This is a genomic window from Sphingomonas aliaeris (assembly GCF_016743815.1).
In the GTDB taxonomy this organism is placed as follows: domain Bacteria; phylum Pseudomonadota; class Alphaproteobacteria; order Sphingomonadales; family Sphingomonadaceae; genus Sphingomonas; species Sphingomonas aliaeris.
In genome coordinates this window covers 651,929-678,401 of record NZ_CP061035.1, presented here as the reverse complement: position 1 = coordinate 678,401, position 26,473 = coordinate 651,929, and the positions used below count along the sequence as shown (strand labels likewise).

The 26,473-nt window shown below is 65.3% G+C and carries 20 protein-coding genes; 8 read left to right on the top strand and 12 right to left on the bottom strand.

Features of this window, described 5'->3' with window-relative positions:
* Positions 1 to 133 precede the first annotated feature (133 nt).
* Genes H5J25_RS02885 through H5J25_RS02870 form a run of 4 tightly spaced genes read left to right on the top strand, consistent with a single transcriptional unit; the run spans position 134 to position 3,618 of the window.
* On the top strand, positions 134 to 868 hold the full coding sequence (locus H5J25_RS02885; protein WP_202094579.1) for a hypothetical protein: 735 nt from the start codon (positions 134 to 136) through the stop codon (positions 866 to 868).
* A gap of 14 nt (positions 869 to 882) precedes the next feature.
* Positions 883 to 1,725, top strand: a complete 843-nt coding sequence (locus tag H5J25_RS02880) for a metallophosphoesterase (protein WP_225883318.1) — start codon at positions 883 to 885, stop codon at positions 1,723 to 1,725.
* Positions 1,726 to 2,094 carry a hypothetical protein gene (locus H5J25_RS02875; RefSeq protein ID WP_202094577.1) on the top strand — a complete coding sequence of 123 codons (369 nt, stop codon included), beginning with the start codon at positions 1,726 to 1,728 and terminating at the stop codon, positions 2,092 to 2,094.
* A gap of 60 nt (positions 2,095 to 2,154) precedes the next feature.
* Positions 2,155 to 3,618 carry an amidohydrolase gene (locus H5J25_RS02870; RefSeq protein ID WP_225883317.1) on the top strand — a complete coding sequence of 488 codons (1,464 nt, stop codon included), beginning with the start codon at positions 2,155 to 2,157 and terminating at the stop codon, positions 3,616 to 3,618.
* A 17-nt stretch (positions 3,619 to 3,635) separates the two neighbouring features.
* Here H5J25_RS02870 and H5J25_RS02865 read toward each other — a convergent pair whose 3' ends face one another.
* From H5J25_RS02865 to H5J25_RS02835, 7 genes are all read right to left on the bottom strand, one after another.
* Positions 3,636 to 3,893 carry a PepSY domain-containing protein gene (locus tag H5J25_RS02865; protein WP_202094574.1) on the bottom strand — a complete coding sequence of 86 codons (258 nt, stop codon included), beginning with the start codon at positions 3,891 to 3,893 and terminating at the stop codon, positions 3,636 to 3,638.
* 76 nt (positions 3,894 to 3,969) lie between these two features.
* Entirely contained in the window at positions 3,970 to 5,124 is a 1,155-nt protein-coding gene (locus H5J25_RS02860) for a CaiB/BaiF CoA transferase family protein (protein WP_202094568.1), read from the bottom strand.
* Entirely contained in the window at positions 5,121 to 6,932 is a 1,812-nt protein-coding gene (locus H5J25_RS02855; RefSeq protein ID WP_202094566.1) for a glycoside hydrolase family 127 protein, read from the bottom strand. Before H5J25_RS02855 ends, H5J25_RS02860 begins: the two co-directional genes overlap by 4 nt.
* Positions 6,922 to 7,767 carry a formylglycine-generating enzyme family protein gene (locus H5J25_RS02850; RefSeq protein WP_202094560.1) on the bottom strand — a complete coding sequence of 282 codons (846 nt, stop codon included), beginning with the start codon at positions 7,765 to 7,767 and terminating at the stop codon, positions 6,922 to 6,924. The genes H5J25_RS02855 and H5J25_RS02850 overlap by 11 nt, the downstream gene beginning before the upstream one ends.
* On the bottom strand, positions 7,670 to 9,079 hold the full coding sequence (locus H5J25_RS02845; RefSeq protein WP_202094551.1) for a hypothetical protein: 1,410 nt from the start codon (positions 9,077 to 9,079) through the stop codon (positions 7,670 to 7,672). The genes H5J25_RS02850 and H5J25_RS02845 overlap by 98 nt, the downstream gene beginning before the upstream one ends.
* Entirely contained in the window at positions 9,079 to 10,050 is a 972-nt protein-coding gene (locus H5J25_RS02840; protein ID WP_202094549.1) for a PfkB family carbohydrate kinase, read from the bottom strand. Before H5J25_RS02840 ends, H5J25_RS02845 begins: the two co-directional genes overlap by 1 nt.
* Before the next feature lie 25 nt (positions 10,051 to 10,075).
* Positions 10,076 to 12,274, bottom strand: a complete 2,199-nt coding sequence (locus H5J25_RS02835) for a TonB-dependent receptor (protein ID WP_202094547.1) — start codon at positions 12,272 to 12,274, stop codon at positions 10,076 to 10,078.
* A 186-nt stretch (positions 12,275 to 12,460) separates the two neighbouring features.
* Here H5J25_RS02835 and H5J25_RS02830 point away from each other — a divergent pair, with 186 nt between their 5' ends.
* Genes H5J25_RS02830 through H5J25_RS02815 form a run of 4 tightly spaced genes read left to right on the top strand, consistent with a single transcriptional unit; the run spans position 12,461 to position 18,096 of the window.
* On the top strand, positions 12,461 to 13,276 hold the full coding sequence (locus H5J25_RS02830; protein ID WP_202094545.1) for an HpcH/HpaI aldolase/citrate lyase family protein: 816 nt from the start codon (positions 12,461 to 12,463) through the stop codon (positions 13,274 to 13,276).
* The gene (locus tag H5J25_RS02825; protein ID WP_202094543.1) at positions 13,273 to 15,621 is read left to right on the top strand and encodes a sodium:solute symporter; all 2,349 of its coding nucleotides are present in this window, start codon (positions 13,273 to 13,275) and stop codon (positions 15,619 to 15,621) included. The genes H5J25_RS02830 and H5J25_RS02825 overlap by 4 nt, the downstream gene beginning before the upstream one ends.
* Complete coding sequence (locus H5J25_RS02820) at positions 15,569 to 16,564, top strand: LysR substrate-binding domain-containing protein (protein WP_318781363.1); 996 nt, start codon at positions 15,569 to 15,571, stop codon at positions 16,562 to 16,564. Before H5J25_RS02825 ends, H5J25_RS02820 begins: the two co-directional genes overlap by 53 nt.
* The gene (locus tag H5J25_RS02815) at positions 16,561 to 18,096 is read left to right on the top strand and encodes a carboxylesterase/lipase family protein (RefSeq protein ID WP_202094540.1); all 1,536 of its coding nucleotides are present in this window, start codon (positions 16,561 to 16,563) and stop codon (positions 18,094 to 18,096) included. The genes H5J25_RS02820 and H5J25_RS02815 overlap by 4 nt, the downstream gene beginning before the upstream one ends.
* 114 nt (positions 18,097 to 18,210) lie before the next feature.
* On the opposite strand, the gene H5J25_RS02810 is transcribed toward H5J25_RS02815, so the two are convergent.
* From H5J25_RS02810 to H5J25_RS02790, 5 genes are all read right to left on the bottom strand, one after another.
* Positions 18,211 to 21,801 (bottom strand): ABC transporter permease/M1 family aminopeptidase, encoded by a 3,591-nt coding sequence (locus H5J25_RS02810; protein WP_202094538.1) that lies wholly within the window; start codon positions 21,799 to 21,801, stop codon positions 18,211 to 18,213.
* Positions 21,802 to 21,806: 5 nt separating this feature from the next.
* Positions 21,807 to 22,718: an ABC transporter ATP-binding protein gene (locus H5J25_RS02805; protein ID WP_202094536.1), complete on the bottom strand. Its 912-nt coding sequence runs from the start codon at positions 22,716 to 22,718 to the stop codon at positions 21,807 to 21,809.
* Positions 22,719 to 22,792: 74 nt separating this feature from the next.
* Positions 22,793 to 24,196 (bottom strand): MFS transporter, encoded by a 1,404-nt coding sequence (locus tag H5J25_RS02800; RefSeq protein ID WP_225883316.1) that lies wholly within the window; start codon positions 24,194 to 24,196, stop codon positions 22,793 to 22,795.
* A gap of 248 nt (positions 24,197 to 24,444) precedes the next feature.
* Positions 24,445 to 26,148, bottom strand: a complete 1,704-nt coding sequence (locus tag H5J25_RS02795) for a cation acetate symporter (RefSeq protein WP_225883315.1) — start codon at positions 26,146 to 26,148, stop codon at positions 24,445 to 24,447.
* Positions 26,145 to 26,465 (bottom strand): DUF485 domain-containing protein, encoded by a 321-nt coding sequence (locus tag H5J25_RS02790; RefSeq protein WP_202094532.1) that lies wholly within the window; start codon positions 26,463 to 26,465, stop codon positions 26,145 to 26,147. The genes H5J25_RS02795 and H5J25_RS02790 overlap by 4 nt, the downstream gene beginning before the upstream one ends.
* Positions 26,466 to 26,473 lie beyond the last annotated feature (8 nt).

The following is a 26,473-nucleotide window of genomic DNA, read 5'->3' as shown; positions in this document are numbered from 1 at the left end:
GCCATGCCGGACGACGCGCGCAGCGACAGGTGCGTCGGCACAATACGATGCTATAGGATAGCGTCGCCGATGCGGAGGGCGATTAATCGAAAATACAGTCGATGACTGCGATAGGGATCCCGAAGGACCGAAGATGCCAACCGACAGCACCCCCGATGTCGCCGCCGACATGGAGCGGATATTCGCGCCGCTGGCCGGTCGATCGAGCCAGGCGACGGCGAACCCCGTCATAGTCCGGAGCGACAACGCGCCGCCGCCCCGCCCTGCGGGCAAAGGACTTTTGTACGTCGCGCCGTTGCTCGTGCTCGTCGCTGGTGGTGCGCTCGCGTCGATCTATATCAGCAATGACGGATCGCCGACGGCTCCCGTGGCCCGTAGCGTCGCCGCGGCGCCGACGATCGCCACGGATACGGGAGCGGGTGGCGAAGCGGATATGGTCGAGTCGTCGATGCCGGCCGACAGTAGCGAAATGGAGACCGGGGTATCGCAGTCCGTCCCCGCTCCACAGGACGTGGCCGCCGCCGTGCCCCCGCTTCCCGCCGCCCCGGCCGTGCAGCGCAGGCGCGACCGTTCAGACGCGGCAAATGAGGACGGGGAGGCGCAGAGCGGCGATGTGCCGTCCCGGGCGTGCGAACCGGGAAGCCTCGACGACCAGTGCATCTATCAGGACGTGCTGAACGCGGACGGGCGGTTGCGCCGGGCGTTCGATCGCGCACGACGAACGGGTGTGCCGAGCGGCCGGCTGACGGCGATCCAGCGGCAATGGATATCGGCCCGCGACTCCGCGGATGCCGATCCGGACGGGACGATCCGCCGCTACGATCGCCTTGCGGACATTCTGGATCAGGAACGCGAGGCCCTGGAATGAACCGCCCCGAGGCCGTGGCATCGACTATTCGGATCGTCCGCCGGCCGAGCGTCCCGACGACGCCGCGTGCGCGATCGACCGGCGGGCGATTGATCTATGCGATCGGCGATATTCACGGCTGTTACGAACAGTTCGTCGCATTGCTGGAGGCGATCGTCGCCGACATCGCCTCCAGCGTGGGCGATTCCGCTCCACTCGTCATCCTGTGCGGCGACTATATCGATCGCGGTGCGCGATCGGGCGACGTGATGGCCGCGCTCGTCTGGCTCGAACGGAATGCGGGTGTCAAAACCCTCCTGCTGAAAGGCAATCACGAGGCGTTGCTGCTCGACTTCCTCGACCATCCGGCCGAAGGATTGCGCTGGTTGCAGCGGGACGGACATTGGACGCTGCGATCTTACGGCGTGGCGCTGCCCGACGATCTCTCGACGCTGGTGGAAAGCGACTGCCGCAACCTCAGCTACGCGCTGACGGATCGCCTGCCGGCGGCGCATCTCGATCTGCTCAAGCGGCTCCGGATCCGCGCGGTCTATGGCGACTATCTGTTCGTTCATGCGGGTCTTCGGCCGGGCGTACCGATCGACAAGCAGACCGACGAAGATTGCCTGTGGATTCGCGAGGATTTTCTCGATTCGAAACAGAGGTTCGAGAAAATCATCGTGCATGGCCACAGCTGGACCTCCGCGGAACCGGATATCACCGCCGACCGGATGGGTATCGACACTGGCGTCTATCAGACCGGTGTGCTTACGGCTGTCCGTCTGGAGGGCGCGACCGTGGAGATTTTCCAGGCGCGGCGCGATATCCAGGCGGGCAATGCTATGCAGACGGTTACGAGCGATGGGGAAAATTGCTGAATGGTACGACTTCGCATGTTCGCGTCGGCTCTATCGATACTCACGCTGCTCGTGACGTTGCTCGCGTGGTTTCTGGGCGGTAGCTGGATTACGTTGGTCGCGCTGGTGCTGGGCGCGGCGTGTCTTGCGGTCGTCGCCCCGTTCGATGCGCCCTCCCCGCGGGAACGCTGGCGTGTCGTGATCGCATGCGGCGCCTATTCGATCGCCGTCGCCGCCGCCGTCGTCGTCGCACAACGCGTCGAATCGAAGGTCACCGTCATGGTCCCGATCGTCCTGCTGGTCCTGGCGGGCGTATCCTGCACATTCTGGGCGATCGCGACCCGGAAACGCCGGCGGATCCCGGCGTCCCGGCGCTATTACGATTTCTGATCCTCGTACGACGGGGTGAAGCGGGGCGGCGGCGGTTTCGGTACGGTGAGGAGAGATATGATGCTGCGTTCGTTCGCCTGGGCCGTGACGGCCGCCACGGTTTCCGCTTTCGTACCGCACACAGCGGCGGCTCAGGGGGCGAGCGATGCGGATCGGCAGGCGATCCTGAACGGCGTGGATGCGCAGTCTCCCGCTTTGGCGCGCAACGCGCTGGCGGTCTGGAACTATGCCGAGGTGGGGTATCAGGAGACGAAGAGTTCCGACCTGTTGCAGGACACGCTGAAGAAGGCCGGCTTCGCGATCACGCCGGGTGTCGCTGGCATGCCCACCGCGTTCGTCGCCAGCTTTCGTCGCGGCAAGGGACCCGTGATCGGGATCCTCGCCGAATATGACGCGCTGCCGGGCCTCGCCCAGCGCAGCGAACCGACGCGCGCGCCGATCGAGGGGCAGGCGGCGGGCCATGGTTGCGGGCACAACATCTTCGGCGCGGCATCGGTCGCCGCCGCGATCGCGGTCAAGGACTGGATGGTCGCGAACAAGGTGGACGGCGAGGTCCGCGTGTTCGGTTCGCCCGCCGAGGAAGGCGGGTCGGGCAAGGTCTATCTGGTCCGCGCCGGCTTGTTCAACGATGTCGACGCGGTGCTGCACTGGCATCCGGGCGATTCGAACCAGGTGAGCAACGGCGCGAGCCAGGCGAACATTTCGGGCAAGTTCCGCTTCAAGGGTGTCAGCGCGCACGCCTCCGCGTTGCCCGACAAGGGCCGGTCTGCGCTGGACGGGGTCGAGGTGATGAACGTCGCGGTCAATTACCTGCGCGAACACATTCCGATGACGACCCGGATCCATTACGTCGTGACCAATGGCGGCGTGGCCCCGAACGTCGTCCCCGATTTCGCGGAAAGCTATTATTACGTTCGCCATACCGATCCCGCCGTCGTTCGGTCGGTGATGGACCGCGTGCGCAAGGCAGCGGAGGGCGCCGCGATGGCGACGGGCACGACGGTGGAGTTCGAGGCCACGGGCGGCGTCTATTCGATGCTCGCCAACGATACGCTTGCCAAGGTGATGGACGCCAATCTGCGCGCCGTGGGTGGCGCACGCTGGACGCCGGAGGAAACCGCCTGGGCCAGGACGATGCAGCCGGGCCTGCCCGTACAACGGCCGATGGAGTCCGCCGGATCGGTTGCGGCGATCTCGACCGCGGATGGGGGTGGGTCGACGGACGTGGCCGACGTGTCCTGGACCACGCCGACGATCGGGCTGGGGGCGGCGACCTGGGTCCCCGGCACGCCCGCGCATAGCTGGCAGGCGGTCGCCGCATCGGGCAGCACGATCGGTGCGAAAGGCGGCACGGTCGCTGCGAAGACGATCGCGCTGACCGCCGCCGACCTGTTCCGCAACCCGGAAGCAATCGCCGCGGCGAAGGCGGAGTTCCAGCAACGTCGCGGTCCGAACTTCACGTACCGCGCGATGCTGGGCGATCGATCGCCGCCGCTCGACTATCGCCGCGCCTCGGTGAAATAGGCGGCGGCGGCGCTCCGTCAGTCGGTGTCGCGTTCCATCTTCGTGATCGCGCCCGACCGCGGATCGACGTGGAAGTCGTAAGTAACGTTCGCCTTGCGCGCCTCGCCTTCCCAATGGCCGTCATCGGCCTCCAGCTTGGTCACCTGATATCCGCGTTTGGCGAGGATCGCCTTCACCTTCGCGGTGCTGATCCAGTTCTTGCCCGGCACGTCGGCCAACGCGGGAGCGCCGAGGCCCGCCGCCGCAACGGCCGCGATGAGAATGGTCCGCAACATGTTCGACTCCTTCCGATTGGGAAGGAGGTAGCGTTCGAATGCATCGATCTGTTCCTGCGGGCGGTGAAGCCGGATCCTATTCCCCCGACCGCAATGCCTCGCCATCCTCGTCGAGCAGGGGCGCGGCGAAGGCGTCGGGGCCGGGCGTGCGGGAGAATTTGATCGGGCGGGTGACGCCGCGATAGCTGCCGAGCGTCGGATGGGGGATGGTCGCCATCATCTCCTCCGCGGCGACCTGTGGATGGTCGAACATTTCCTCGACCGCGCGCGCAACCGAACAGGGGACTGCGCCGGCCAGCGCCTCCTCCCATTCCTCGGCGGTCCGGGTCAGCAGCACCGCGCGCAGCCGGGGGAGCAGTTCGTCCGCATGTGCGGCGCGTTTCTTGACCGTGTCGTAACGCGGATCGTCGGCGAGCGCGTCGAGCCCGGTATGTGCGCACAATGCGCGCCAAAAATGCGGCGTATTGGCGGAGACGTAGAGCCAGCCGTCCGCCGTCGGATGCAACCCGGTAATGCCGCCGGAGCGCATGTCGCGCGAGATGTCGTGCCGTTCGCCCTCGCCCTGCACCATCCGCGCGGACTGCATCGCCAACGCACTGCGCAGCAGCGACACGCCGACATATTGGCCGACCCCGCTGCGCTCACGTTCGAACAAGGCCGAAGCCACGCCGCTCGCGACGAGGGCGGCGGCGTAATAGTCGACCGGCGATCCGTAGGTGAGTTCGGGCGGGCCGCCCGCCCTGCCCTGCAGCCGCGTCATGCCGGTCATCGCCTGAAGCACCTGATCGTAACCGGCGCGGCCGGCCATCGGGCCATCTTCGCCATAGCCCGTCACCGTGCAATAGATCAGTCGCGGATTGAGGCGATCCAGCGCCTGATAGTCGATGCCCAGCCGTTCCGCGACGCCCGGCCGGAAATTGTGCACCAGCACGTCGGCCTGCGCCACGAGATCCAGCAATATGGCGTGGTCGCCCGCCTGTTTCAGGTCGAGCACGACGCCGCTCTTGGACCGGTTGACGCCGAGGAACGCGCGATTCTCCCCCTCCAGCGTCGAGGGGTAATGGCGCAGATTGTCCCCGATCGGCGGTTCGACCTTGATGACGTCAGCACCCTGATCGGCAAGGATCGTGCAGCCATAGGGGCCGGCGATATAGGCGCTGAGATCAAGCACCTTCACGCTGTCGAGCGGCCCCGCCGGGCCGCTGCGCTTCGCGTTACGGAACACGGTCATGCGGCCGGCTCGGGTGCGAGGCGCAGCCAGGTGAGCCGCCACGCGCCATCATCGCGATTGCCGGTGCGGTAATAGGGTTCGAAGCGGATCGCCCCCCGATCGCGCGGCGTCAGCGTTACGTCGCCCGAAGTGTCGGCCGCCAGCGCGTCCAGCCCGAGACGGATCGTCTCTTCCGCCTTGAAGCCATCGATCAAACCGGTCGCATAAACCAGCGGGCCGCGCGACACCGCGACGTAATCGTGACGCAGCACCTCCTGCGCGACGGGGGTACCGTCCGGGGCAAGCGATTCCTGCACGTTGCGCGAGCTTGCATGATGCAATCTGGCTGGCATCGGCAGCGTGAGCAGGACGCTGTCCGACGTTTCGACGCGAAAGAAGCTGTCGGGGGCGAGCGGACCGTCCGCGCCGGTCAGCGTCGCACCCTCGGCCCAGTCGGGGATTCGCACGTTCAGCGCGACCTTCGCACCGCCCGCATCGACCGCGATCCGGATCGTGTCGGCGAAGGGGTAATCGGTCGTCTGCGTGACTTTGACCGCGCCGATACCGGGCAGGTCGAGCGTGGCTTCGGATGGTCCCAGCAGATTGACCGATACGCTGCCGTCCGCGGCTACGCCATAAGCGAAACCGGGCAGTTCCTCGATTGCGATCGCGCCGCTGGATTTGCAGCATCGCCAATAGGTGGTGTGGACCCGCTTGCCATTGGGGAAGCTGTAATAGCACCACGCCTCGCCGTCCGCGCCCTGCGCGCCGAGCAGGTCGTTATAGGCGCTGCGTTCGATCGCCTGGGCGAACTTCGCCTCGCCAAGGATGCCGAGCAGTTCGCGATTGAGCTGGATCCACGACATCGTCGAGCAAGTCTCGACATAGCCATGCGGATGGAAGGTGCCGGGCGCGTTGAATACCTCGCGCGACCGATGCGCGACGCCGCCCCACGGCCCGCCGCCGATCGTCAGATGATGATCCCGCACATTGGCCCATATCAGATGTAGCGCGTCCAGATAGCGTGGCTCGGCGGTGGCGCGGTACAGCTTCGCCAGGCCGACGAGGTTCCACAACAATTGGTACGCCTTGCCCGTCGCGATCGCCGACGGATCGTCGCCGCGCAGAGCCGCGGACAGGAACGCGCTATGCGGATCGGCCTCTGCCTGATCGAGGACCAAAGTGGCGAGTTCGAGATAGTCGCGGTTGCCCGTCGCGAAATAGAGCTCGCAGGCCGGGTCGATCAGCACCGTCGCGGACAAGCCGAAATGGTTGCCGAGATCGGTGATGCGGACATCGCCGGCGCGCAGCGTGCGCAGGACCAGATCGCCGATCCGTGCCGCGGCGTCGAGCAAGTGATCGTCGCCATTTTCTTGACCCGTCGCCTTCCATGCCTCGACCAGCCCGAGAATCAGATAGGCATGCGTCCAGATATCCCAGGTTCGTAGCGCAGGCTCGCCGTTCCAGCTGAACGGCTTGGGCGGCTGCTTGACCATGAAGCGCCGGGCCGGTGGATAGTTGCCGAGATAGCCATCCGCGTCCTGGAGCGAGACAAGGTGGTCCGCCACTTCGAGTACGCGGGGAAGGAGTGCCGGATCGCGCGACCGGGCGGCGGCGTAGAGCCACTTGCCGGCATGTTCGCCATACCAGTCGCCACCTTCGTTCGCGGCGACGGTTTCGGGATCGAAGATTGCGATGGCGGGGCTGCCCGGGCCAGTGACGAAGGTCGACAGGCGACCCGCGCGATTGGCCGCGACCGCATCGCCCAGCGGTCCGCCGAGCGTGACCGCATTCGGTTCCGCGAAGATCATGGCGCGATCAGAGGTCAAGCGCGCACCGGAACCCGATCCCGCCGGATCGATCCTTGGACGGAGCCATCAACAGGTATTTGCCGTGCTGGTCGAGCGTATAGCCTTGCGGGAAATACCAGTGCGAGCTGTGCGGTTGATACGGGCTGCCGCCCCGGACGACGGCGGCGCGGACGTGCCGGTCGCGATATTCGTCGCTCCACTGCCAGACATGGCCGGTCATCGCCATCACCCCGAACGGGCTGGCGCCCTGGGGATAGGCATCGACATCGGACAAAGCGGGCATCGTCCGCTCGACCGATGCGGGCGGCGCGGCATCCGCGCGCCAATCGTCGCCCCAAGGATACCGACGGCCATCCGTGCCTTGGGCGGCATATTGCCATTCCCATTCGCGGGGCAGGCGCTTGCCGGCCCATGCGGCATAGGCGCGCGCATCCTCGATCCCGATCCACACGACCGGCTGGCGGTCGGTGCCCGGTTCGGGGGCGCCGCCCACCCAGTGGCGGAGGAAGCTGTGCGGATCGGCCGGCATATACCCGCTGGCGTCGATGAACGTCTTGTAGTCGGCATTGGTGACGGGATAGCGATCGATCGCGAAGGCCGGGATCGTCATGCGGTGGCGGTGGAACCGGCGCGCGTTCGGCTCCCACGGATATTGCACGTCCACGCCCTCGGCATTGTACCCTTCGATCACGATACCGTGCACCGCAAAGTCGAAGTCGGCGGAAGGAATCGACACCATGTCGTCGGGTACCGCGTCATGGGTATTCGTCGGTTCGATCGGTACGATCTGCTGCTGCGCGGAGGACCAAGTCGCGGACAGGCTGGCGAGCGGCGTCGCGGCATGGCGCGCCATCTCGGTCAGGAATTCCTCGATGCCCGATCGATCGGCCCCCCGGCAGCACTTGCAGAAGAGTGCCGAAGCCGCGTGCCTCGATGTCCACGTCGAAGATCGCCTGCCCGTTCGCGATGCGGGGCGACACCTCACGCCCGTTCCACAGGTCGAAATAGCCCGCGCCATCGACATGTCGCACGGCGATCTGGTCGCCTGACACACCATAATCCTGGCGGTTGATCAGCGCCCAAAGCGTGCGGTCCGCGCCCGGCCAGCGGCTGGCGAAGACGCCGGACTGGAGCGTCGCGTCATAGGGAACCCAGTCGTCGGTCGCGAACATCGGTGCGAACCGCTGGATCATGGCGACCCGGCGCAGCGTCGCGGCGTCGCGGTCCGTCAGCATGTTGACGAAGCCGAACACGTTTTCCCACGCGACATAGCCGATGCCGTTGAAGAAGGCGTGTTGCAAGTCGCTCCAGCGTTCCCGGCTCCAGCGATTCTCGATCTGCACGATGTGGCGTGGCTCGACCCATTTCAGCTTGACGACGGTGGGGATCGATTCATTGGGGACGCGCTTCGTCCAGCTTTGCAGGTTCCAGCTGAGGATATGGTCGCCGGCCTGCGCGGTCGATTCCGGTTGCAGCACGACCGGGCGCCCGCGCGCCTCGCACGCCACATGGAAAGCGCGCGGCACGCCCGAATAGGTATCGCCGTTGATTCCGTCCGCGCCGACCGCCGCGACGATATCTGCCATCCGCTCCCAATCCGGCGCGTCGCCCTCGCGCGTGCCATGATCCCACGGCATCGTTGGCAGGAACACCTTCACCCCACGTGCGTGGAAATCGGCGACGACCCGCTTCAACCCGTCCAGCCCGCCCGGGAGATCGTAGACCAGATCGAACTGCCCGCGATCGTCCACGCCGATATTGGGATAGATGTACCATAGCAGCACGCTGTCCACGCCACCGAAGCGTTCCTCGAGATCGTCGAGATATCGATCGACGGTATATTTCCCTGTCTCGGGATCGAAGAAATACAGGTCTTCGACCATCGTCAGCGCATGGACGAAATTGGTTTGCGACCAGAGCAGATCGGGGTGGCGGTACAGGCTGTCGTCCAGCCCGATGCGCAGCCGGTGTTCGCGACGCCATTCGCGCAGGCCCGTCAGCCATTCGTCCGCCGCGCCGGCGACGTCGATCGTCCAGCGCCCCATGTCCTGGAACGGCCAACCCGGCACCTTGCCCGGGGTCGGCAGATATGGCCCGGTCAGCGCGTGGCTGAACTTGACGTCGCTCGTCGTGCGGTGGGGGCCGGCATTGCGTGGAGAGGTCATCAGGATACTCGATCGGGGGCCGGGGCGGCGCGGCAATATGTGGCGAGCGCGTCGTCCGACTTAAAGTCGTTGCCGGATCCGGCCAGCAGTCGTGCGACATCGGCTTGCGTCGGAATGCTGGCCTGCGCACCGGCGGCAGTCGTGGCGAGCGCGGCGGCGGCGCTTGCCGAACGCAGCGCATCCTCGGGGGCAGCGCCCTGCGCCAGCGCCGCGGCAAGCGCGCCGCAGAACGTGTCGCCGGCTGCGGTGGTATCGATCGCCTGCACGAGAAAGGCGGGCTGGAAGATCGCATCGCCGCCGGCCAGCGCACAACTGCCGCGTGCGCCGAGCGTTACGATCCCCAACGGCACGGGCAATCGCGACAGGCGATCGAGGATCGATCCGTCCGAGCCGACGAGCACCGCCAGTTCCTCCTCATTCGCGACGAGCACATCGACCGCCGACAGCAAGGCGTCGGGGACGGCCTGCGCCGGCGCGACGTTCAACATGACCTTGACGCCCGCCGCCCGCGCCGCCTGCGCGTAAGCGGTGACGGTGGCGATCGGCGTTTCGAGTTGCAGGACCAGCCAGTCGATCCCCGCCAGATCGGGCAGGTGTTCGGGCAGCAACGTCGCATTGGCGCCCGGCGCGACGGTGATCGCGTTTTCCGCGGTGTCGGAAACGGTGATCAACGCAGCCCCGGTGGCGCGAGCGCTGCGCACGACGCGGGCCTCGACCCCCGCATCCGACAGCGACCGTTCGAGGATCGCACCAGATGCATCGTCGCCCAACGCGAGCAGCATCGTCGTGCAACACCCCCCGGCACGGGCGGCGGCGACCGCCTGGTTGGCGCCCTTGCCACCCGGAACGATCGACAGGTCGCCGCCCATCACAGTCTCGCCGGGGGCCGGGATATGCGCGGCACGGACGACGAAATCGGCGTTGGCGGACCCGGCGACCAGAATATGCCCGCCGTGCGTCGATATCGTCACATCCGTTCCCCGTGCCGCGACGTCGTCAGAAGTCGCTACGCAGCGACAGCGTCACCGTGCGACCACGCCCGGCGAAATAGTTCTGGAAGAAGTCGATCTGGGAGAAGGCCAGGAAATAGTATTTGTTGAACAGGTTTTCGGATGCGAGCGAGATCGTGCCGACCCCGTCGATCTTGTACCGTGCGGTCGCATCGAACAGCGTCCGGCCGGTCGTCCGTTCGGCCGTGCTCATCCCCTGATTGATGCTGCGCGTGAACGTCTTGTCCATCCCGAACGATACCGACGCCTGCTGCGTGGGTGAATAGGTGACGGTCGCATTCAGCTTGTCGGGCGCGATGTTGGTGATGCCCAGACGGACGTTCAACGGTTCGACGATGTTGTTCGCAGCGCTCGTCCGCCCATCGACATGACTGTACAGCAGGTTGACGCGCAAAGTGCTGGTCGGCCGGATTTCGGCAGTCGCATCGATACCCTTGATACGAACCGGGCGGCGGTTGAGCACGAAATCGAGCGTGACCGGATCGACCGCCAGCGTCGAACCCAGCCGCGAATAGGAGTTGTAGTAGGACGCGCCGAAGCTGCCCCAGCTGCCGCGCCAGTTCGCACCGAATTCGCGGTTCTTGAAGATCACGGCCTGCAGATCGAGGATGCCCGCCACCGTCTGGCCGGGATAGTTGATGTTGCGCAGCGGGATGCCGACGTTCGGCAGCGTGAAGCCTTCGCTATACGATGCGAATGCCGAGAAGCCGCCACCGATGCGCCACACCGCACCCGCGTTGAGCAGGTCGTTTTTGTACTTCAACGTACCGCCCTGCACGAACACGCGATTGCGGAAGAAAGTGGTCGTGTAATCGTCGACCTTCACGCGACCATCCTCGTGGCGCAGGCCGCCGGCCAACGTGACCGGACCGATATCCCAGGACAACTGAACGTACGGACCGAAGCTGGTATATTTCAGCGGCGGGACCCAGATGCGGTTGGTCAATGCCAGCTTCTGTTGCGTGTCGTCGCGCACGGCGTCGATGCCGAAGCGGAGTTCCAGCCCGTCGATAAGGAAATCCGGCCGCGAATAGGACGTGCGGATGCCGTATTTCTTCGAATTGATCTCCGACTGGTCGACCAAGGTGCCGAGCGGCGCGATCAGCGGGTCCTGACGGTCCGTGCCGTTTTCGCCCGCAAAGCGCATCGCCTGCTTGGCCCAATAGAAGGTCGCGACCAGATTGCCGCCGAACAGATCCTTGTTCTTGTAGTTCAGCGCGCCCTGGATGAACTCGTTATATTCCTCGCGCGTCACGTCCACGCCGTTGACCAGCAATGGCCCTGGTTCGGATGTGTCGGGCAACCCGCCTGCGCGGCTGCCCGCGACGTAATGGTAGTTGCCCTTGCTCGCGAGCTTGAAATAGCTGCCCGTCGCCTCGAGGCGCTGGTTCTGATCGGCACCGAAATCGGTTCCGACCTTGAGGAACAGGTTCTTCTGCGTCGAATCTGCCAGCGAGCTGGACGAACTGAGACCGATCCGGCGACCGCGCGCGTCATAGGTCGCACCGCGATCGACATAGGCCGCGGCCGCGAAGACGTCGAAGCTGCCGGATTTGTGCGAGATGTCGCCGTTCAGTTTCCAGACGGTGCTGTCGTCGCGGAACTGCGAGCCGAGCCGGCCACCGACGTTAAAGTGCGTACCGTCCAGCGTCGCGCGCTTCGAGATGAAGTTGATGACGCCGCCTGCCGCGCCGATGCCTTCCGATGCGGAAGCGCCGCCGATAACCTCGATCCGCTCGACCACCGCCATGTCGGTGAAGGTCGCGTTGCGGCTACCGTCGCGCAGGGGGGTCGACTGCGGAATGCTGTCGAACAGGTACAAAGCGGTACGTCCACGCAATGTTTCGCCCAGCGTGTTCAGCGTCTGGTTCGATTCCGAATAGCCAGGAACGGTCTTCGCCAGCACCGCCGTATTGTCCTCGGTGATCGCAAGCGAACGCTGGACTTCCGCGGGCGTGATGATGGTGATCGCGCCAGGGATCTTGTCCACCGCCTTCGGCGCGCGGCTGCCCGTGACGATGACGCCGCGATCGTCGTCGCGCGCGGGCTCCTCTGTCGTCGCGGTTGCCGCTTCCTGCGCGGCGGTCGGTTCTGCGGGTTGCGGCCCGGCCTGTTGAGCCGTGGCGCCGGTCCATGCTGCGGACAGCATCAGCGTGCCGATCGTGGCGCGCGCGAAAGTAATCATAGTCCCCTCCCATTCGCTTATTTTCACCGACTGTACCGTTAGTTAGACCGCGAATAAAACGGGCAGCGCTTGGTTCACTCCACACATTTTCTGCCGTGTCGCAATCACACTTGCGTGTTCGTCGGCGTACACGATAGATTTCCTGCGGTCCGGCGTGGTAGCGGATGGACGAGAACAGGGGGGATGATGCGCAGCAAGTTATTCGTGCCCGGCGCGCGTCCCGACTTCTTCGACAAGGCGCTATCGGGTGATGCCGACGCCCTGTCCTTCGATCTGGAAGATGCGGTACCTGGCGACGGCAAGGCGGCGGCGCGAACGCGGCTGGCGGACTTTCTTGGCTCGGACGCGGTACGGGCCAGCAGCAAGACGATCATCGTACGCGTCAACGGCATGGATACGCCACATTTCGCCGGCGACGTTGCCGCATTGACGGCGGTCCGCGTCGACCTGATCAACCTGCCCAAATGCGAGGATGCCGCGACTGTCGATGCCGCCGCACGGCATATCGACGGCGCCCGCCTGTTGCCCACCATCGAAACGCCGCGCGCGCTTGCCCGCGTGGCCGAGATCGCGGCGCATCCCGCGGTGGCCGGGCTGCAAGTGGGCTTGAACGACTTGTTCGCAACGCTCGGCATGGACCGGCGATCGCCGCGGCACGTCCATGCTGCACTATGGACGATCCGGTTGGGCGCAGGTGAATCCAGTCGCTTCGCATATGACGGCGCCTGGCCCGATATCGCCGACGCCGCAGGTTTCGAGGCCGAGGCCGAACTCGCACGGAGTATGGGCTATCTCGGCAAGAGCTGCATCCATCCCCGGCAGGTCGGCCTGGCGAACGCGATTTTCGGGACGGATGAAGCGACGGTGGCGCGCGCCCGCCGGATCGTCGCGGCGGCGGATGCAGCGGCAGCGGCAGGGCGTGGTGCCTTCACGCTGGACGGCGCGATGATCGACCGCCCGATGATCGATCAGGCACGTGCGTTGCTGGAGACGAAACGATGACGCCTGCCACGATCCTGCGGTGGCTGGCGGCATGCTTGCTTGCGATGTGCGCGATGCTGGCGTTCCCGGCGGCTGCGGCGGAAGGCGGCGTCACCGTCGTCCGCTCGCATGACGGTGCGAAGATCGCCGAACTGCCCGGGTCGGGACTGCCCGTGGCGGTGAGCATAGGAGGGCAGCCCGTCGCCATCCGGGGCGGCGGCGCGGCGGTGCTGCGCGACGATGGCCGCTGGCAATCGCTCGAAACCGACGATCTATCCGCAGCGATCGGCGGCGTCACGGACGGCCAGCGTGCCGCCCTGCTGTTCGGTTCTGCGCAGGGCGTGGACCGGGCGGCGCTCGTTGCGATCGATGGCGACAAGCTGCGGGTCGCGCAGCCGTTTGCCCTCCCGATGCGTCTTACCCGTCCGCAGGCCGCGCTGTTGCCGGACGCGTTCGTCATCGCGGGCAGCGCATCCGACGGAACGCCGCACATACTGTCCCGCGCGACGACCGGCGGTGACTGGCTGGCGATCGCGGCATGGCCGGGCGGCGGCGTACCGGTCGCACTGGCGGCGCGTGGATCCACCATGTTCCTGACCGTACGAGGCAATGGCGGCGATCGTCAGTGGCGCTGGACCGCAAAGGAAGGATGGCTCGCGCGGACACCCGCGCCCGCACCCGTCGTCGCCGGATCGTCGCGCGCGATCGGACAGGCCTATCTGCTGTACCTGCTCGGCGACGGGGCGCAGTCGACCTGGTATAGCTACAGCACGATCACCGACGCCTGGGCACCGCTCGGCTACAGCCTTGCGGCAGGCGCGGCGACGACGCCGTACCGCAACGGCATCGTCGCGGTCCGCGCCGACGGAACGACCTCCTCCGCCGAACTGGAGTTGCAGCGCAGGCCGCTCGGCTGGCTCGATTGGACGATCATCCTGGTCTATCTGGCCGGGATGCTGGGGATCGGATTCTATTTCTGGCAGCGGTCGCGGATGGGATCCACGAGCGAGTTCTTCCTCGGATCGCGCTCGATCCCGTTCTGGGCGGCGGGGATCAGCATGTTTGCCACCAATACCAGCTCGATCAGCTATCTCGCGGTTCCGGCCAAGGCGTTCGACACCGACTGGCAATATCTGATGTCGAAGATCGTCACCGTCGTCGCGCTGATGGCGGTCGCGTTCTGGGTGATCCCCCTGTTCCGCCGGCTCAACCTCGTATCCGTGTTCAGCTATCTCGAGACGCGTTTCCACCCCGCGATCCGCATGCTGTCATCGGGGCTCGCCATCCTGATGCATGTCGGCGGGCGCATGGGCGTTGTGCTGTTCCTGCCCGCGCTCGCGATTGGCACGATCACCGGCACGAATGTCATCCTGTGCATTCTCGTGATCGGACTGTGCACGATCGTCTATACCGCACTCGGCGGGATGAAGGCGGTAATCTGGACCGACGTTTTCCAGGTAATCGTGTTGATGTCGGGTGCGATCTTCGCGATCGGGTTCATCATCCACTCGATCGGCTTCGCCCAAATATACGATACGGCGATGCAGTTCGACAAGACGAAGCTGGTCAATGTCAGCTTCGACTTCACCACCCCGACGATCTGGGGTTTCATCATCCTGTACACGTTCGACACCGTCTTGACCTTCCCCAAGGATCAGGTGCTGATGCAGCGCGTATTGTCGACCTCGTCCGAGAAACAGGCCAGTCGGTCGGTCTGGTTCTTCGCCGTGATCCTGCTGCCTGCGGGCATCCTGTTCTACATCATCGGCACGACCTTGTTCGCCTATTACCGGGCGAACCCCGGACGGCTCGATCCGCTACTGCCAATCGATGCGGTGTTCCCCAGCTTCATCGGTACCGAACTGCCGCATGGCGTCACGGGCATCATCATCGCAGGGCTTTTCGCCGCCGCGATGGGGACGTTGAGCGGGACGATCAATTCGGTCGCGACATTGCTGTCCGTCGATTTCTACGAAAAGCTGCGCCGCGTTCCGCCGACACAGAAACAGGCAGTGCGCTTCGCGGAATGGATGACGGTGCTCGTCGGGCTGGTCGGCGTGGGCATCGCGATCATCCTGTCGCGGATGGAGATTCGGTCGCTGCTCGACCTGACGATCGAACTTTTCGGTTTGCTTGGAGGGAGTTGCGCGGGCGCCTATACGCTTGGCATGTTCACCCGCCGCGCCAACTGGCAGGGCACGGCGATCGGGATCGTCGCCGCGTCGCTCATCACGCTGATCGCGTGGATCTTCGCGCTGGTGCATCCGTATTTCTACCTTGCGATCGCAATCGTCGCATCGATCGTGATCGGCTATCTCGCCAGTTTCCTGTTCCCCCGCCGACCGCTCAACAGCTCGACGGGCTGACGGTCTTCACCGGGGGTGGACGGCGCGGACGGCGCGATATCGAACCGGAGCGGCTGTCATCGACATCCAGTTCCTGAGGACGTTCGTCGCAGTCGTCGATCAGGGATCGATGGCCGCCGCCGCACGGTCGCTGAACGTCAGCCCGTCAGCGATCGCACAGCAATTGCACACGCTGGAGCGCGAGCTGGGCGCGCCGCTGATCATACGCGTCGGGCGGACGGTGCGGATGACGGAACAGGGCGGGCGCATCCTGACGCATGCCCGCCAGTTGCTGCGTGATGCGGCCGATCTGCGCAGCCTGGCCAATGACGATGCTTTCAGCGGAGAATTGCACCTCGGCGCCTGTACGACGCCGTTGATGTCGATGCTGCCCGAGATTCTGGCGCGGGTCAGCGCTCGTTTTCCCGACATCACCGTGCATATCGAATCCGGCAATTCGGCGCAGCTTTACGCGCAGGTCGAAGCCGGCAATCTCGATGCCGCGTTCGTGCTGGAGGCGCCCTATCCACTGCCCAAGACCAGCGACTGGATGGTGCTGCGCGAAGAACCGTTGATCGTGTTAGCGCCTGCCGCGCAGGCACACCGCGACGTGCACGACCTGCTGACCAACGAACCGTTGATCCGGTACGACCGCAACCAATGGGGCGGCCGCCATGCCGACGAATATATGCGGCGCGCGGGGATCGTTCCGCACGAACGTTTCGAGCTCAACGCATTGAATGCGATCGCCGTGATGGTCGATCGGGGACTTGGGGTGTCCTTGGTCCCCGACTGGTCCCCACCCTGGCCCGAAGGGATCAACGTCGCGCGCCTGCCCCTGCCACTGCCCGAAATCGGGCGCAGGATCGGCGTGGTCTGGTCGCGCAGCACGGTACGCTTGCGGCTGGTCAATATCCTGCTGTCCGAGGCGCAGGCGGCGTCGCGCGCAGTGGCGCGGCCGTGACGGACGAGACGCGACGCCTGTTGCTCGCAGCGGGCTTGTCGCTGGCAGTGCCGGGGCGTGTTCTGGCCAAATCACCGGAGCCGCGGGTCGCCTGCCCTGCCGGACGATATCTGGGCCTACGAAGCGGTAACGTATCCAGCTTTCTGGGCATCCGCTACGGCCGGGCGAGCCGCTTCCGAGCGGCGACACTCGAGCAGAAAATGCGGGACGAGATTCGCGCCGTGTCGTTCGGCCCCGTCTGTCCGCAACACACCAGGCGCGGGCCGCAATCCGAGGATTGCCTGACGCTGAACATCTGGACGCCCGATGCGCATCCGGGGGCCAAATTGCCGGTGATGGTCTACGTGCATGGCGGCGGATATGCGTTCGGCAGCGGGAACGACCCGGTGAGCGACGGACGACAGCTTGCCGCGCGCGGCGTCGTGGTCGTCACCATCAACCACCGGTTGAACGTGCTCGGCTATCTATATCTCGCGCGCCTGTCGGCGGAATTCCCGGACAGCGGCAATGCGGGACAGGCCGACCTAGTGCTCGCGCTGCGCTGGATACGCGAGAATATCGCGGCCTTCGGGGGCGATCCGGGGCTCGTTACCGCGTTCGGCGATTCCGGGGGCGGCGGCAAGGTGACAACGTTGCTTGCGATGCCATCGGCGACCGGGCTGTTCCACCGCGTCGCGACGATGAGCGGCCAGCAGGTGACCGCATCCGGACCACTTCACGCGACCCGCCGGGCCGAAGCCTTTCTCGCGCGGCTGAAGATGGATCCGACCCGGGCCGCAGCGGTACCCGTCGAAAAGCTGATCGAGGCGCTGGATACGGAGGACCCGGTGTCCGGCGGTGCGCTGTACACCGGCCCGGTGCTCGACATGCGCGCACTGTCGCGGCATCCGTTCTGGCCTGACGCCCCGCCGCAATCGCTGCCGATGCTGTCGGGCAACGCACGCGACGAGATGCGCGCATTTTACGATCCCGACAGCGACTTCGTGCGGACGATGGACTGGAGCAACGTCGCGTCCCGGATCGCCGACGAATTGCCGGTTGATGTTCTGTCCGAACGGATCGTCGAAGAATATCGCCGCAAAATGCCGCAATCCAAGGCAGCGGACATATTCTTCGCGGCAACGACGGCCGGGCGAAGCTGGCGCGGGCAGATCGAGGTGGCGGAGGCGCGCGCGCGGGCCGGTACCCCGGCGTGGCTGTACCAGACCGACTTCACGTCGCGCGAGGATTCACGCCGAGGCGCATTCCACTGCATCGACGTGCCGCTCGTCTTCGGTACGGTCGATGCAAAGGGTGCGGGCGTCGGCGACACCGCGGACGTGCGTGCCGTATCCCGCGCCTTGCAGGATCGCTTCATCGCGTTCGCGCGGACCGGCAACCCGGCCGTGCGCGGCGCGGTCGAATGGCCGACATACACGCTGCCCGGGCGCGCGACGTTGATCGTCGATGTCGAGAGTCGGGTCGCGGACGACCCGCGCGGTTGGCAACGCGAACTGTTCGCGACCGCCCCCTACGTCCAACCGGGAAGCTGAACATAGGGGTGGCACGCTTCGATGCTGGTCGACATCGATTGGTGCGCAGTCGCGTATGCCGGACGAAGACGCTTTAGTCCAAATCAGGCTGGAGCCGGGCTTAAGACGATCGCATCAGTCCGACGTGACTGCGACCAGATTATCCTCGCCGTTTCGGTCCACGTACATGTTGTACGGGTCGATTCCAGCGAAAGCGGGCTTGCGCTTCGTTACGATCCGAACGGTCTGCACGCCCGAAACCACCGGGCGGCGCTCCTTCAGGATGACATCGCGGGCGGCAAAGCTCCCGAGGCCCGGCCGTTGGTCGAACAGGCCGACGTCGATCGTGTCGTTCAGCGGGGCCGCCTTTTCGACGCCGGTTCCGTTGGCGTAGGATTTCGCGGCGTCGATCGTCAGCGTCGTTTCGTACGTGTCATTAGGCAGCTTGCGCGTCTTCGCGGCTTTGGCCTTCAGGTCGTATATCGTGATCCGGTCGGTGAGATCGAGGATGAGTTCGCGTTCGGCCGGCGTGCGTGCCAGCGTCAGCAGACCTCCGACGAGATCCAGCGAGCGCGGGTATGGCTTGCCCTTGAAACGATAGCGGTCGAGCAAGCCGCGGAGCATAGCGTTGACCCGCGCCTCGCCCAGCCGGTCCTGCAACAGGTACATGACCAGCGAACCCTTGCGGTAATGGATATAGCCCTGGTTCTCGACACGATCGAGCGGGACTTCCTCGATCACTTCTCCGCCGCGCGAGCGAAGGTAGGAATCGAGTTCGTACTTCAGGAACCGGCGAATCTTGTCCTCGCCATATTGGTGCTTCATCACCATCAGCGCGGAATATTGCGCCATCGTCTCGATCAGCATGGTGCCGCCCTGCATGTCGGCGCTGACCAGTTGGTGCCCCCAGTACTGATGGCCGAGTTCGTGCGCCGTTACGTAGCTGACATAATCGATCTTGGTCGAATCGCGCGTGTCGGCGAGGAAGCCTATTCTTTCGGAGTAGGGAATCGTACCTGCGAAGGCCTGTGCGAAGCTGGCATAGCCGGGGAATTCGAGAATGCGGGCGTAGTCAAATTGATACGGGCCGAAGTTGGCGCGGTAATAGCGTAGCGAGCGCTGCATCGCGTCGAGCATGCGATCGACGTTATAATCGTGTTTCCGGTCGTAGAATACGGTCAGGTCGGTGCCGTCCACCCGGCGCGACTTCTCCGCATAGGCGGCCGACTGGACCGAGAAGAAGGCGAGGATCGGTGCGGTCGAGACGAACCGTGCGGTGCGGCGCCCATTGGTCGTCACGTCGCTGACCTTGCGGCCCGGCGCGACGGGAGTCTGCCCCGCGACCGTCGAGACGGTGATGTCGGACCGGACCCAGGGCGCGTTGCCCAGCATGTTGCGCGACTGGGCCGAGCGGTCCTCCAGCTTGGCCATGCGCTGTTCGGGCGGGAGGCCGTATTTCCGGCGCTTGGCACGATCCTGCAGCAGTCCGTCGCGGCTCATGCCGAGTTGCGGGGCGAATTCGGCATTCTGAAGGAAGCTGCCATTGCCGACGACGCGGGTGTCGTCGTTATTGGCGACGATGCCGCGCTGCCATCGCGTCGAGGCGAAGGACAGGGTGCCGCGCGCGCCCGGCGCGAGGGGGGTGGCGAAGCGATAGATGCGATATTGCAGATCGCTGTCGTCGGAAACGAGCCGCGCGCCGGGAATCGTCACCGTCCCGAGCCGCGTATGATCGTCGAACAAGCGGACGTGCAGGTCGCGCACGGGCGCCCCGGTATCGTTGACGAAATCATACGTACCGTTGGCCTCCAGACGGCGCTGGCCCGGATACAATGCGACGTCGAGCCGCATGTCGGTGACGGTCGGCTGCTTCAGCGCGGCGTATTTCAGATACTTCTTCTCATAGGTCGCCAGCCGCTCCTCGCCCTCCGTCGCGGTGCGGTAGCGGTTGAGGACGTTCATGTCGCGGTACAGGTATGCGCCGCTGGCGGCCGTCACGACCAGCGCGCCGGCAAGCACGGCACCCGGCATGCCCAGCAAGCGCCGCGGAACCTGCGCCAGCCGCACCTTCAGCCGCGTTTCCGTGCCGCGTCGCCACAGTAGATGCGCGAACACGCACAGCGCGAGCGCGACCGATCCCCAATAGAGCCGCAGCCACCAGCCACGTGCGCCGCCGACCTGGTCGCCGTTCATGTCGGACAGCTCGCCGATCCCCGTGCTGCCATATTGATAGAGCGGGTGTTCGAACCCCATCGTGATGAGCGTGATCGTCGCGACGAGGTAGATCACCATGATCGCCCAGCCGACATATTTGTTAGGCGACAGCGCCTGGACGAACACGGCGAGGATGGCGAGGATCAGCGCATCGACCGTCATCGGCAGCACCCACCAGGCGAAATACTGGCCCAGCGCGAGATCGGTCTGGCCGCGGAACAGCTGCACCACGCAGGCAGTGACGACCGACATCACCAACGTCGCGAACAGCACGCCCGTTACCGCCAGCACCTTGGGCACGAGATACGCCCAATTGGGTAGCGACGTCGCATCGACGATTTCGTGCATCCCGCGTTCGCGATCGCGCCAGACGAGTTCGCCCGAGTAGTAGATCGCGATGATCAAGGGGATGATGCTGAAGCTGCCCTGAAGCGTACCGATCACGGCGAAGGTCAGCTGGCGGATCGACGTGCCGAACATCTCGCCCGCGAACAGCAGCCCGCCGAGTGCGTTGAACAGGCCGACGAGCATCAGGATGATGAAAGCGGGGCTGCGGAAGACGAGCGCCATTTCGAACCGGCAGCGCTGGACCAACCGGGTCCAGTTGGACGCCGCCGGGCGGGCGGCGGGAAGCCGATCGACCAGCATCGGCGCGGTGGCGGCAAGTTTGTCCGCGACACGTTTCTGCTTGCGCAACCGGCGTTGCGACACGCCGCGTTCGGTGAAGGAAAAGCGCCAATAGGCGATCGCCACCGCGACCAGCCCGATCGCGATGCCGATCACCCGGTTCCACAGCAGCACGCCGGCAAATACGGGCAGGCCGGCATTGGATTCGCTCGCCGTCCAGTAGCGCGTCGTGGTGCTGAACGCCCCCAGGCCGAACAGTTCGAAATAGCTGCCCGTGGCGCGCAGTTCGGGCTTCGCGCGCAGCACCGCGTTGATCGCGAGATACAGCATGAGGAACACGACCACGCCGAGATAGGAATACATCATCGACCGGGTCATCGTCGCCACCGCGAAGAAGATCGCGGACGTCAGGAACAGGTTCGGCAAGGCGAGCAGGAAATAGGCGTAGGCGTAATCCTTCAGCCGGTTCGGCCCCAACGTCTCTGCATCCACCCACGGCATCTGCGTTCCCAGCCAGATCGCCAGCGGGATCGCCGCGAAGGCCAAGGCCGCCGCGCCGAACGCGCCGAGGAAGCGCGCCATGAGATAATCGAATTTCGCCACGCGGGTGACGCGCACCATCGGCCCGAAGCCGCTTTCGTCGTCGCGGACGATCACGTTGGCGACGAAGGCGGTCGTCACGAACATGAAGAATAGCGACATGATCATGTGCACCTGCGCGATCGCGACCGGTGCGTTCTTGTGGATGTTCGCGCCGCTGCCGATCTGGATCTGGTCGATCGTCATCGACCCGAAGGTGAGCAGGAAGAACAGGATCGCCACGGTCCAGAAGACCGGGTTGCGAAGCTGGTAGCGCAGTTCGAAGCGCGCGATCTGACCGAACATGCGGGTCAGGCCGCGACGGTGGAGGAAGTGGCTTCCGCCGCGGGAACGCGCCGCGACCGGGCGAGCGTGGAGAAATAGACATCCTCCAGCCCGCCATGCGCGGCGGCGAACCCGTCGCCCGGATCGTCGTTCGACAGGATATGGATGATCGTCCGTCCGGCGAACAACCGGGTGGAAATGACCTCGTAGCGCTGGCGGCTTTCGTCGAGATCCTCGCGCGCGATCGTCTTCGCCCAGACATGGCCGCGCGTCCGATCGATCAGGTCGAGCGGAGCGCCCTCCAGCTGGATGCGTCCCGCCGCCAGCACCGCCATGCGCGGGCACAGATCGGCGACATCCTCGACGATGTGCGTGGACAGGATAACGACGACGTTCTCGCCGATCTCCGCGAGCAAATTGAGGAAGCGGTTGCGTTCTTCCGGATCGAGACCGGCGGTCGGTTCGTCGACGATGATCAGGCCGGGATTGCCGATCAGCGCCTGCGCGATGCCGAAACGCTGCCGCATGCCGCCCGAAAAGCCGGCAATCGCTTTCTTGCGCACCGCCCACAAATTGGTCTGGTTGAGCAACGTCTCGACCGTCGCCTTGCGCTCACCGGCCGAGGCGATGCCTTTCAGCACCGCCATGTGGTCGAGCATGTCGTAGGCGGAGACCCGGGGATAGACGCCGAAATCCTGCGGCAGATAGCCGAGCGTCTCGCGCAGCGCCTCCGGGTTCGCGATCACGTCGATATCCCCGAAGCGGATCGTGCCGCCGGTCGGCGTCTGCAACGTCGCGACGGTGCGCATCAACGTCGATTTGCCCGCACCGTTCGGCCCGAGCAGCCCGAACATGCCCTTTGGAATCGTCAGGCTGACATCGTCGAGCGCGCGCGTGCCATTGGCATAGACATGGGTGACGTTGGCAAGCTGTAGCATCTGGATTCTCCCCCGCGTGCGGCGATCCTACCCAGTGTGTTGCCAATGTAAAGCAGCGATTGGATGCTTATCGTTTACGTCGCATAGGCGGCGTTCGGCGCGGCGGAGGAATATTGGGCGGATGGCATTTCGGCGGAGGCGGCGCGCTCCGCAAGGGCCGCCTGCACCGCCGCATGTTCCCTTGCGCCATGCGGCCATCGCGAGACGACCCAGGCGGCGGCCAGCATCACCAGCACGGGGGCGCCGACGAACAGGACGACCAGCCCGGCAATAGCCTCCGGCGTATTGGTCGTACCTGTCTTTCCGTTGAAGCCGATCAGGCCGAGTATCGGGTAGATGATCCCGATCGGCACGGCATGGGCCACCTTCGACGTCGTCGTCAGGACAGCGGAGAACAAACCGGTCCGGTCCATCCCCGTCGCCAGCCGATCAACATCGATCACATCGGCCAGCATCGCGCGCATCAGGAAGGGGAAAGCGGCATAGGGTAGCCCGGCAAACGCCATGCCGACCACCGCGCTGGCCATGTCGTTGGTCGGGAGCAGCACGACCGCGCCGTTGGTGACGCAGAAGGTCAGTGCCGCCGCGGTCGCCGCCTGATGTTTCCCGATCCGTACCGCGAGCCGCATCCACAGGGGCGCGGCGATCATGCCCGCGACGAAATATACCAGCAGCAACAGGCTGGCGACGCTGGCGCCGAAACCGAGGCGATGTTCGAAATAGAAGATGAACAGCGATCCCGTGATGCCCGGCGCGATCCCGGCGAGCATATCCGCCAGCAGCAGGCGCATCATCAGCGGGTTTCGAAACAGTTCGGTGACGTCGCGCAATCGCGGCTCTCTGTGTGTGACCTTGCGCGACGGCTCGCGGGTCGTGGCGATCACCAGAAGCACGCTGACCGGGACCGTCGCGATGACGAACCAGCCCATTGCGTGCACGCCCGACGCGGCGCTTTTCGTGCCCAGCGCCCAGCTTGCGAGCGGTGGAAGCAGCAGCACGAGGATCATGCCGAACACCGCCATCGTCTGGAGCCATCCGAAGATGCGGGAGCGCTGGTCATAATCGGCCGACAGGGTGCTTGCCCAGGCGAAGTGGCTTAGCTGGAAGCTCGACAGGCCGGCATACAGCATCATCAGCGCGGCGAAGGCCGTCACCGGGGTAATGCCCGGACGGGCCATGAACACCAGATAGGCAGCGACGATCATGATCAGCCCACCGCCGAGCAGCCACGGACGGAAGCGCCCGATCCGGCCGTCGGTGCGATCGATGAAATGACCGAGCAGCGGATCGAGCGGCAAATCGATCGCGCGGACGAGCAGGAAGATCAGCCCGACGGTGCCGAGCCCCAGCCCCAGTTCGCTGACATAATATGGCGGCAGGTGGACGATGAACGGCAGGCCGATCGCCGCCACCGGTACGGCGGGACTTGTGAAACCGATCAGCCGGGCGGGGGACAGCCGGGCACCATCATCGATCATGTCGATCCTCTCCAACGCGGATGCGATCGACCGCGCGTTGAACCGCGTCGTGCCTCGCATCGGGAAGCTTAGCCGTATCGGTTCGGCAAGCCATAGAGGAAGTTGCATTGGTTTCTTGAAAAGGCGGGACGCGCTGGTCGGTGTCCGCCGATCAGCGCTTACCGCTCCGGGCGAACGACCGGGACGGCGGTCGGCCCGCCGCCGGTACGCCGCCGGTACGCCGGTGTCCTTCGATAGCGGCGCCTGAACTAATGCGCTGCCGCTTCGTGCACGCCGAAGCCGGTTTCGGACCGCAGGCGCTGGTCGGGATATCCCGCCTTGTCGAGCGCGGCGCGGGGCGAACGGTCGAGTAGCGAGATCAGCCAGATCGCCAGGAACCCGGCGGGTACCGAGAACAAGGCGGGCGAGCTGTACGGGAAGATCGCCTGATCGAAGCCGAACACCGCGACCCAGATGACGGGTGACAACACCGTCAGCCCGAATGCCGCGAGAAGCCCGATCGCCCCGCCCCATGCGGCGCCGTTGGTTGTGCAGCCCTTCCACAGCAGCGACATGACCAGCACCGGGAAATTGCCCGATGCAGCGAGCGCGAAGGCGAGGCTGACCATAAAGGCGACGTTCTGCTTTTCGAAGACGACGCCCAGGATGATCGCGGCGATCCCGAGCAGGATCGTCGTGATCCGCGATACGCGCAGTTCCTTGACCGGGTCGGCATTCCCCTTTCGCATCACGCTGGCATAGACGTCGTGCGATATCGCCGAGGCCGCCGACAGGGTCAGTCCCGCGACCACGGCGAGAATCGTCGCGAAGGCCACCGCGGAGATGAAACCGAGGAACAGGTTGCCGCCGATCGCGTGCGCCAGGTGCATCACGGCCATGTTGTTGCCGCCGCGCAGCGCGCCGCCGACGCCGACATAGTCCGGGTTGAACGAGATCATGACGATCGCGCCGAAACCGAGGACGAAGGTCAGCGCGTAGAAATAGCCGATCCACACCGTCGCCCACATGATCGACTTGCGCGCCTCGCGTGCGTTGGGGACGGTGAAGAAGCGCATGAGGATGTGCGGCAGGCCCGCCGTCCCCAGCATCAGCGCGAAGCCGAACGACAAAGCGGAGATCGGATCCTTGATGAACCCGCCCGGCCCCATGATCGCACGGCCCTTCGTCGCGGCATCGCCCGGCGACAGGCCGCTTTCCAGCGCAAGTTTCGTCTTCACCGCGACGGCGCGCGCGAACAGCGTTTCGAACGAGAAACCGACCTGCGCCATGACCCCCAGGACGAGGAACGTCGCGCCGGACAGCAGCATCACCGCCTTGATGATCTGCACCCAGGACGTCGCGCGCATCCCGCCGAACAGGACGTAGACCATCATCAGCCCGCCAACGACGGTGATCGCGTAGAGATAGGGCAGGCCGAACAGCAGCTGGATGAGCTGCCCCGCCCCGACCATCTGCGCGATCAGGTAGAAGGTGACGACGAGCAGCGTGCTGACCGCCGCGAAACTGCGCACCGGGCCCTGCAGGAAGCGGTAGGAGGCGACGTCGGCGAAGGTGAAGCGGCCGAGATTGCGCAGCTTTTCCGCGACGAGGAACAGCACGATCGGCCAGCCGACGAGGAAGCCGATCGCGTAGATCAGCCCGTCATAGCCATCGTTGAAGATCTGCGACGTGATGCCGAGGAAGGAGGCGGCCGAGCAATAGTCGCCCGCCATCGCCAGCCCGTTCTGAAAGCCGGTGATGCCGCCGCCGGTGTAGAAATCCGACACGGTGCGCGTTCGCCGCGCGGCGGCGCCCGTGATCCACAAGGTTATGCCGACGAAGCCGCCGAACATCAGGATCGCCGTCCAGTTGGTCGGCTGACGCTGGATCGCGCCGGTGATCGCGGCGGTCGCGCCGCTCGCCCAGCCGAGCAGGACCAGCAATGCCGCACACCGCCACATGCTCCGCATCATTTCGCCTTGTCCAATATCTCGGCCAGCCGCGAATCGAATTCGCCGTTCGCGCGCACGACATAGACCGCGCAGATCGCGATCGTCCCGACCAGCATCGCCGCGCCCAGCACCACGGCCAGACTGATCGTGCCCCCGCCGATGGGTTGCGCCATCAGGGGTTTATCGAACGCGATCAACGATATGAACGCGCTATATACGATCACCGTAATCGCCGTCAGCAGCCAGGAGAAACGCTGACGATCCCGCACCAACGCTGCATATCGGGGATCGGCGAGGATCCTCGCTTCAATCGTGTCGGCGGGAGGCGATGTCTGCATGGCGTCAT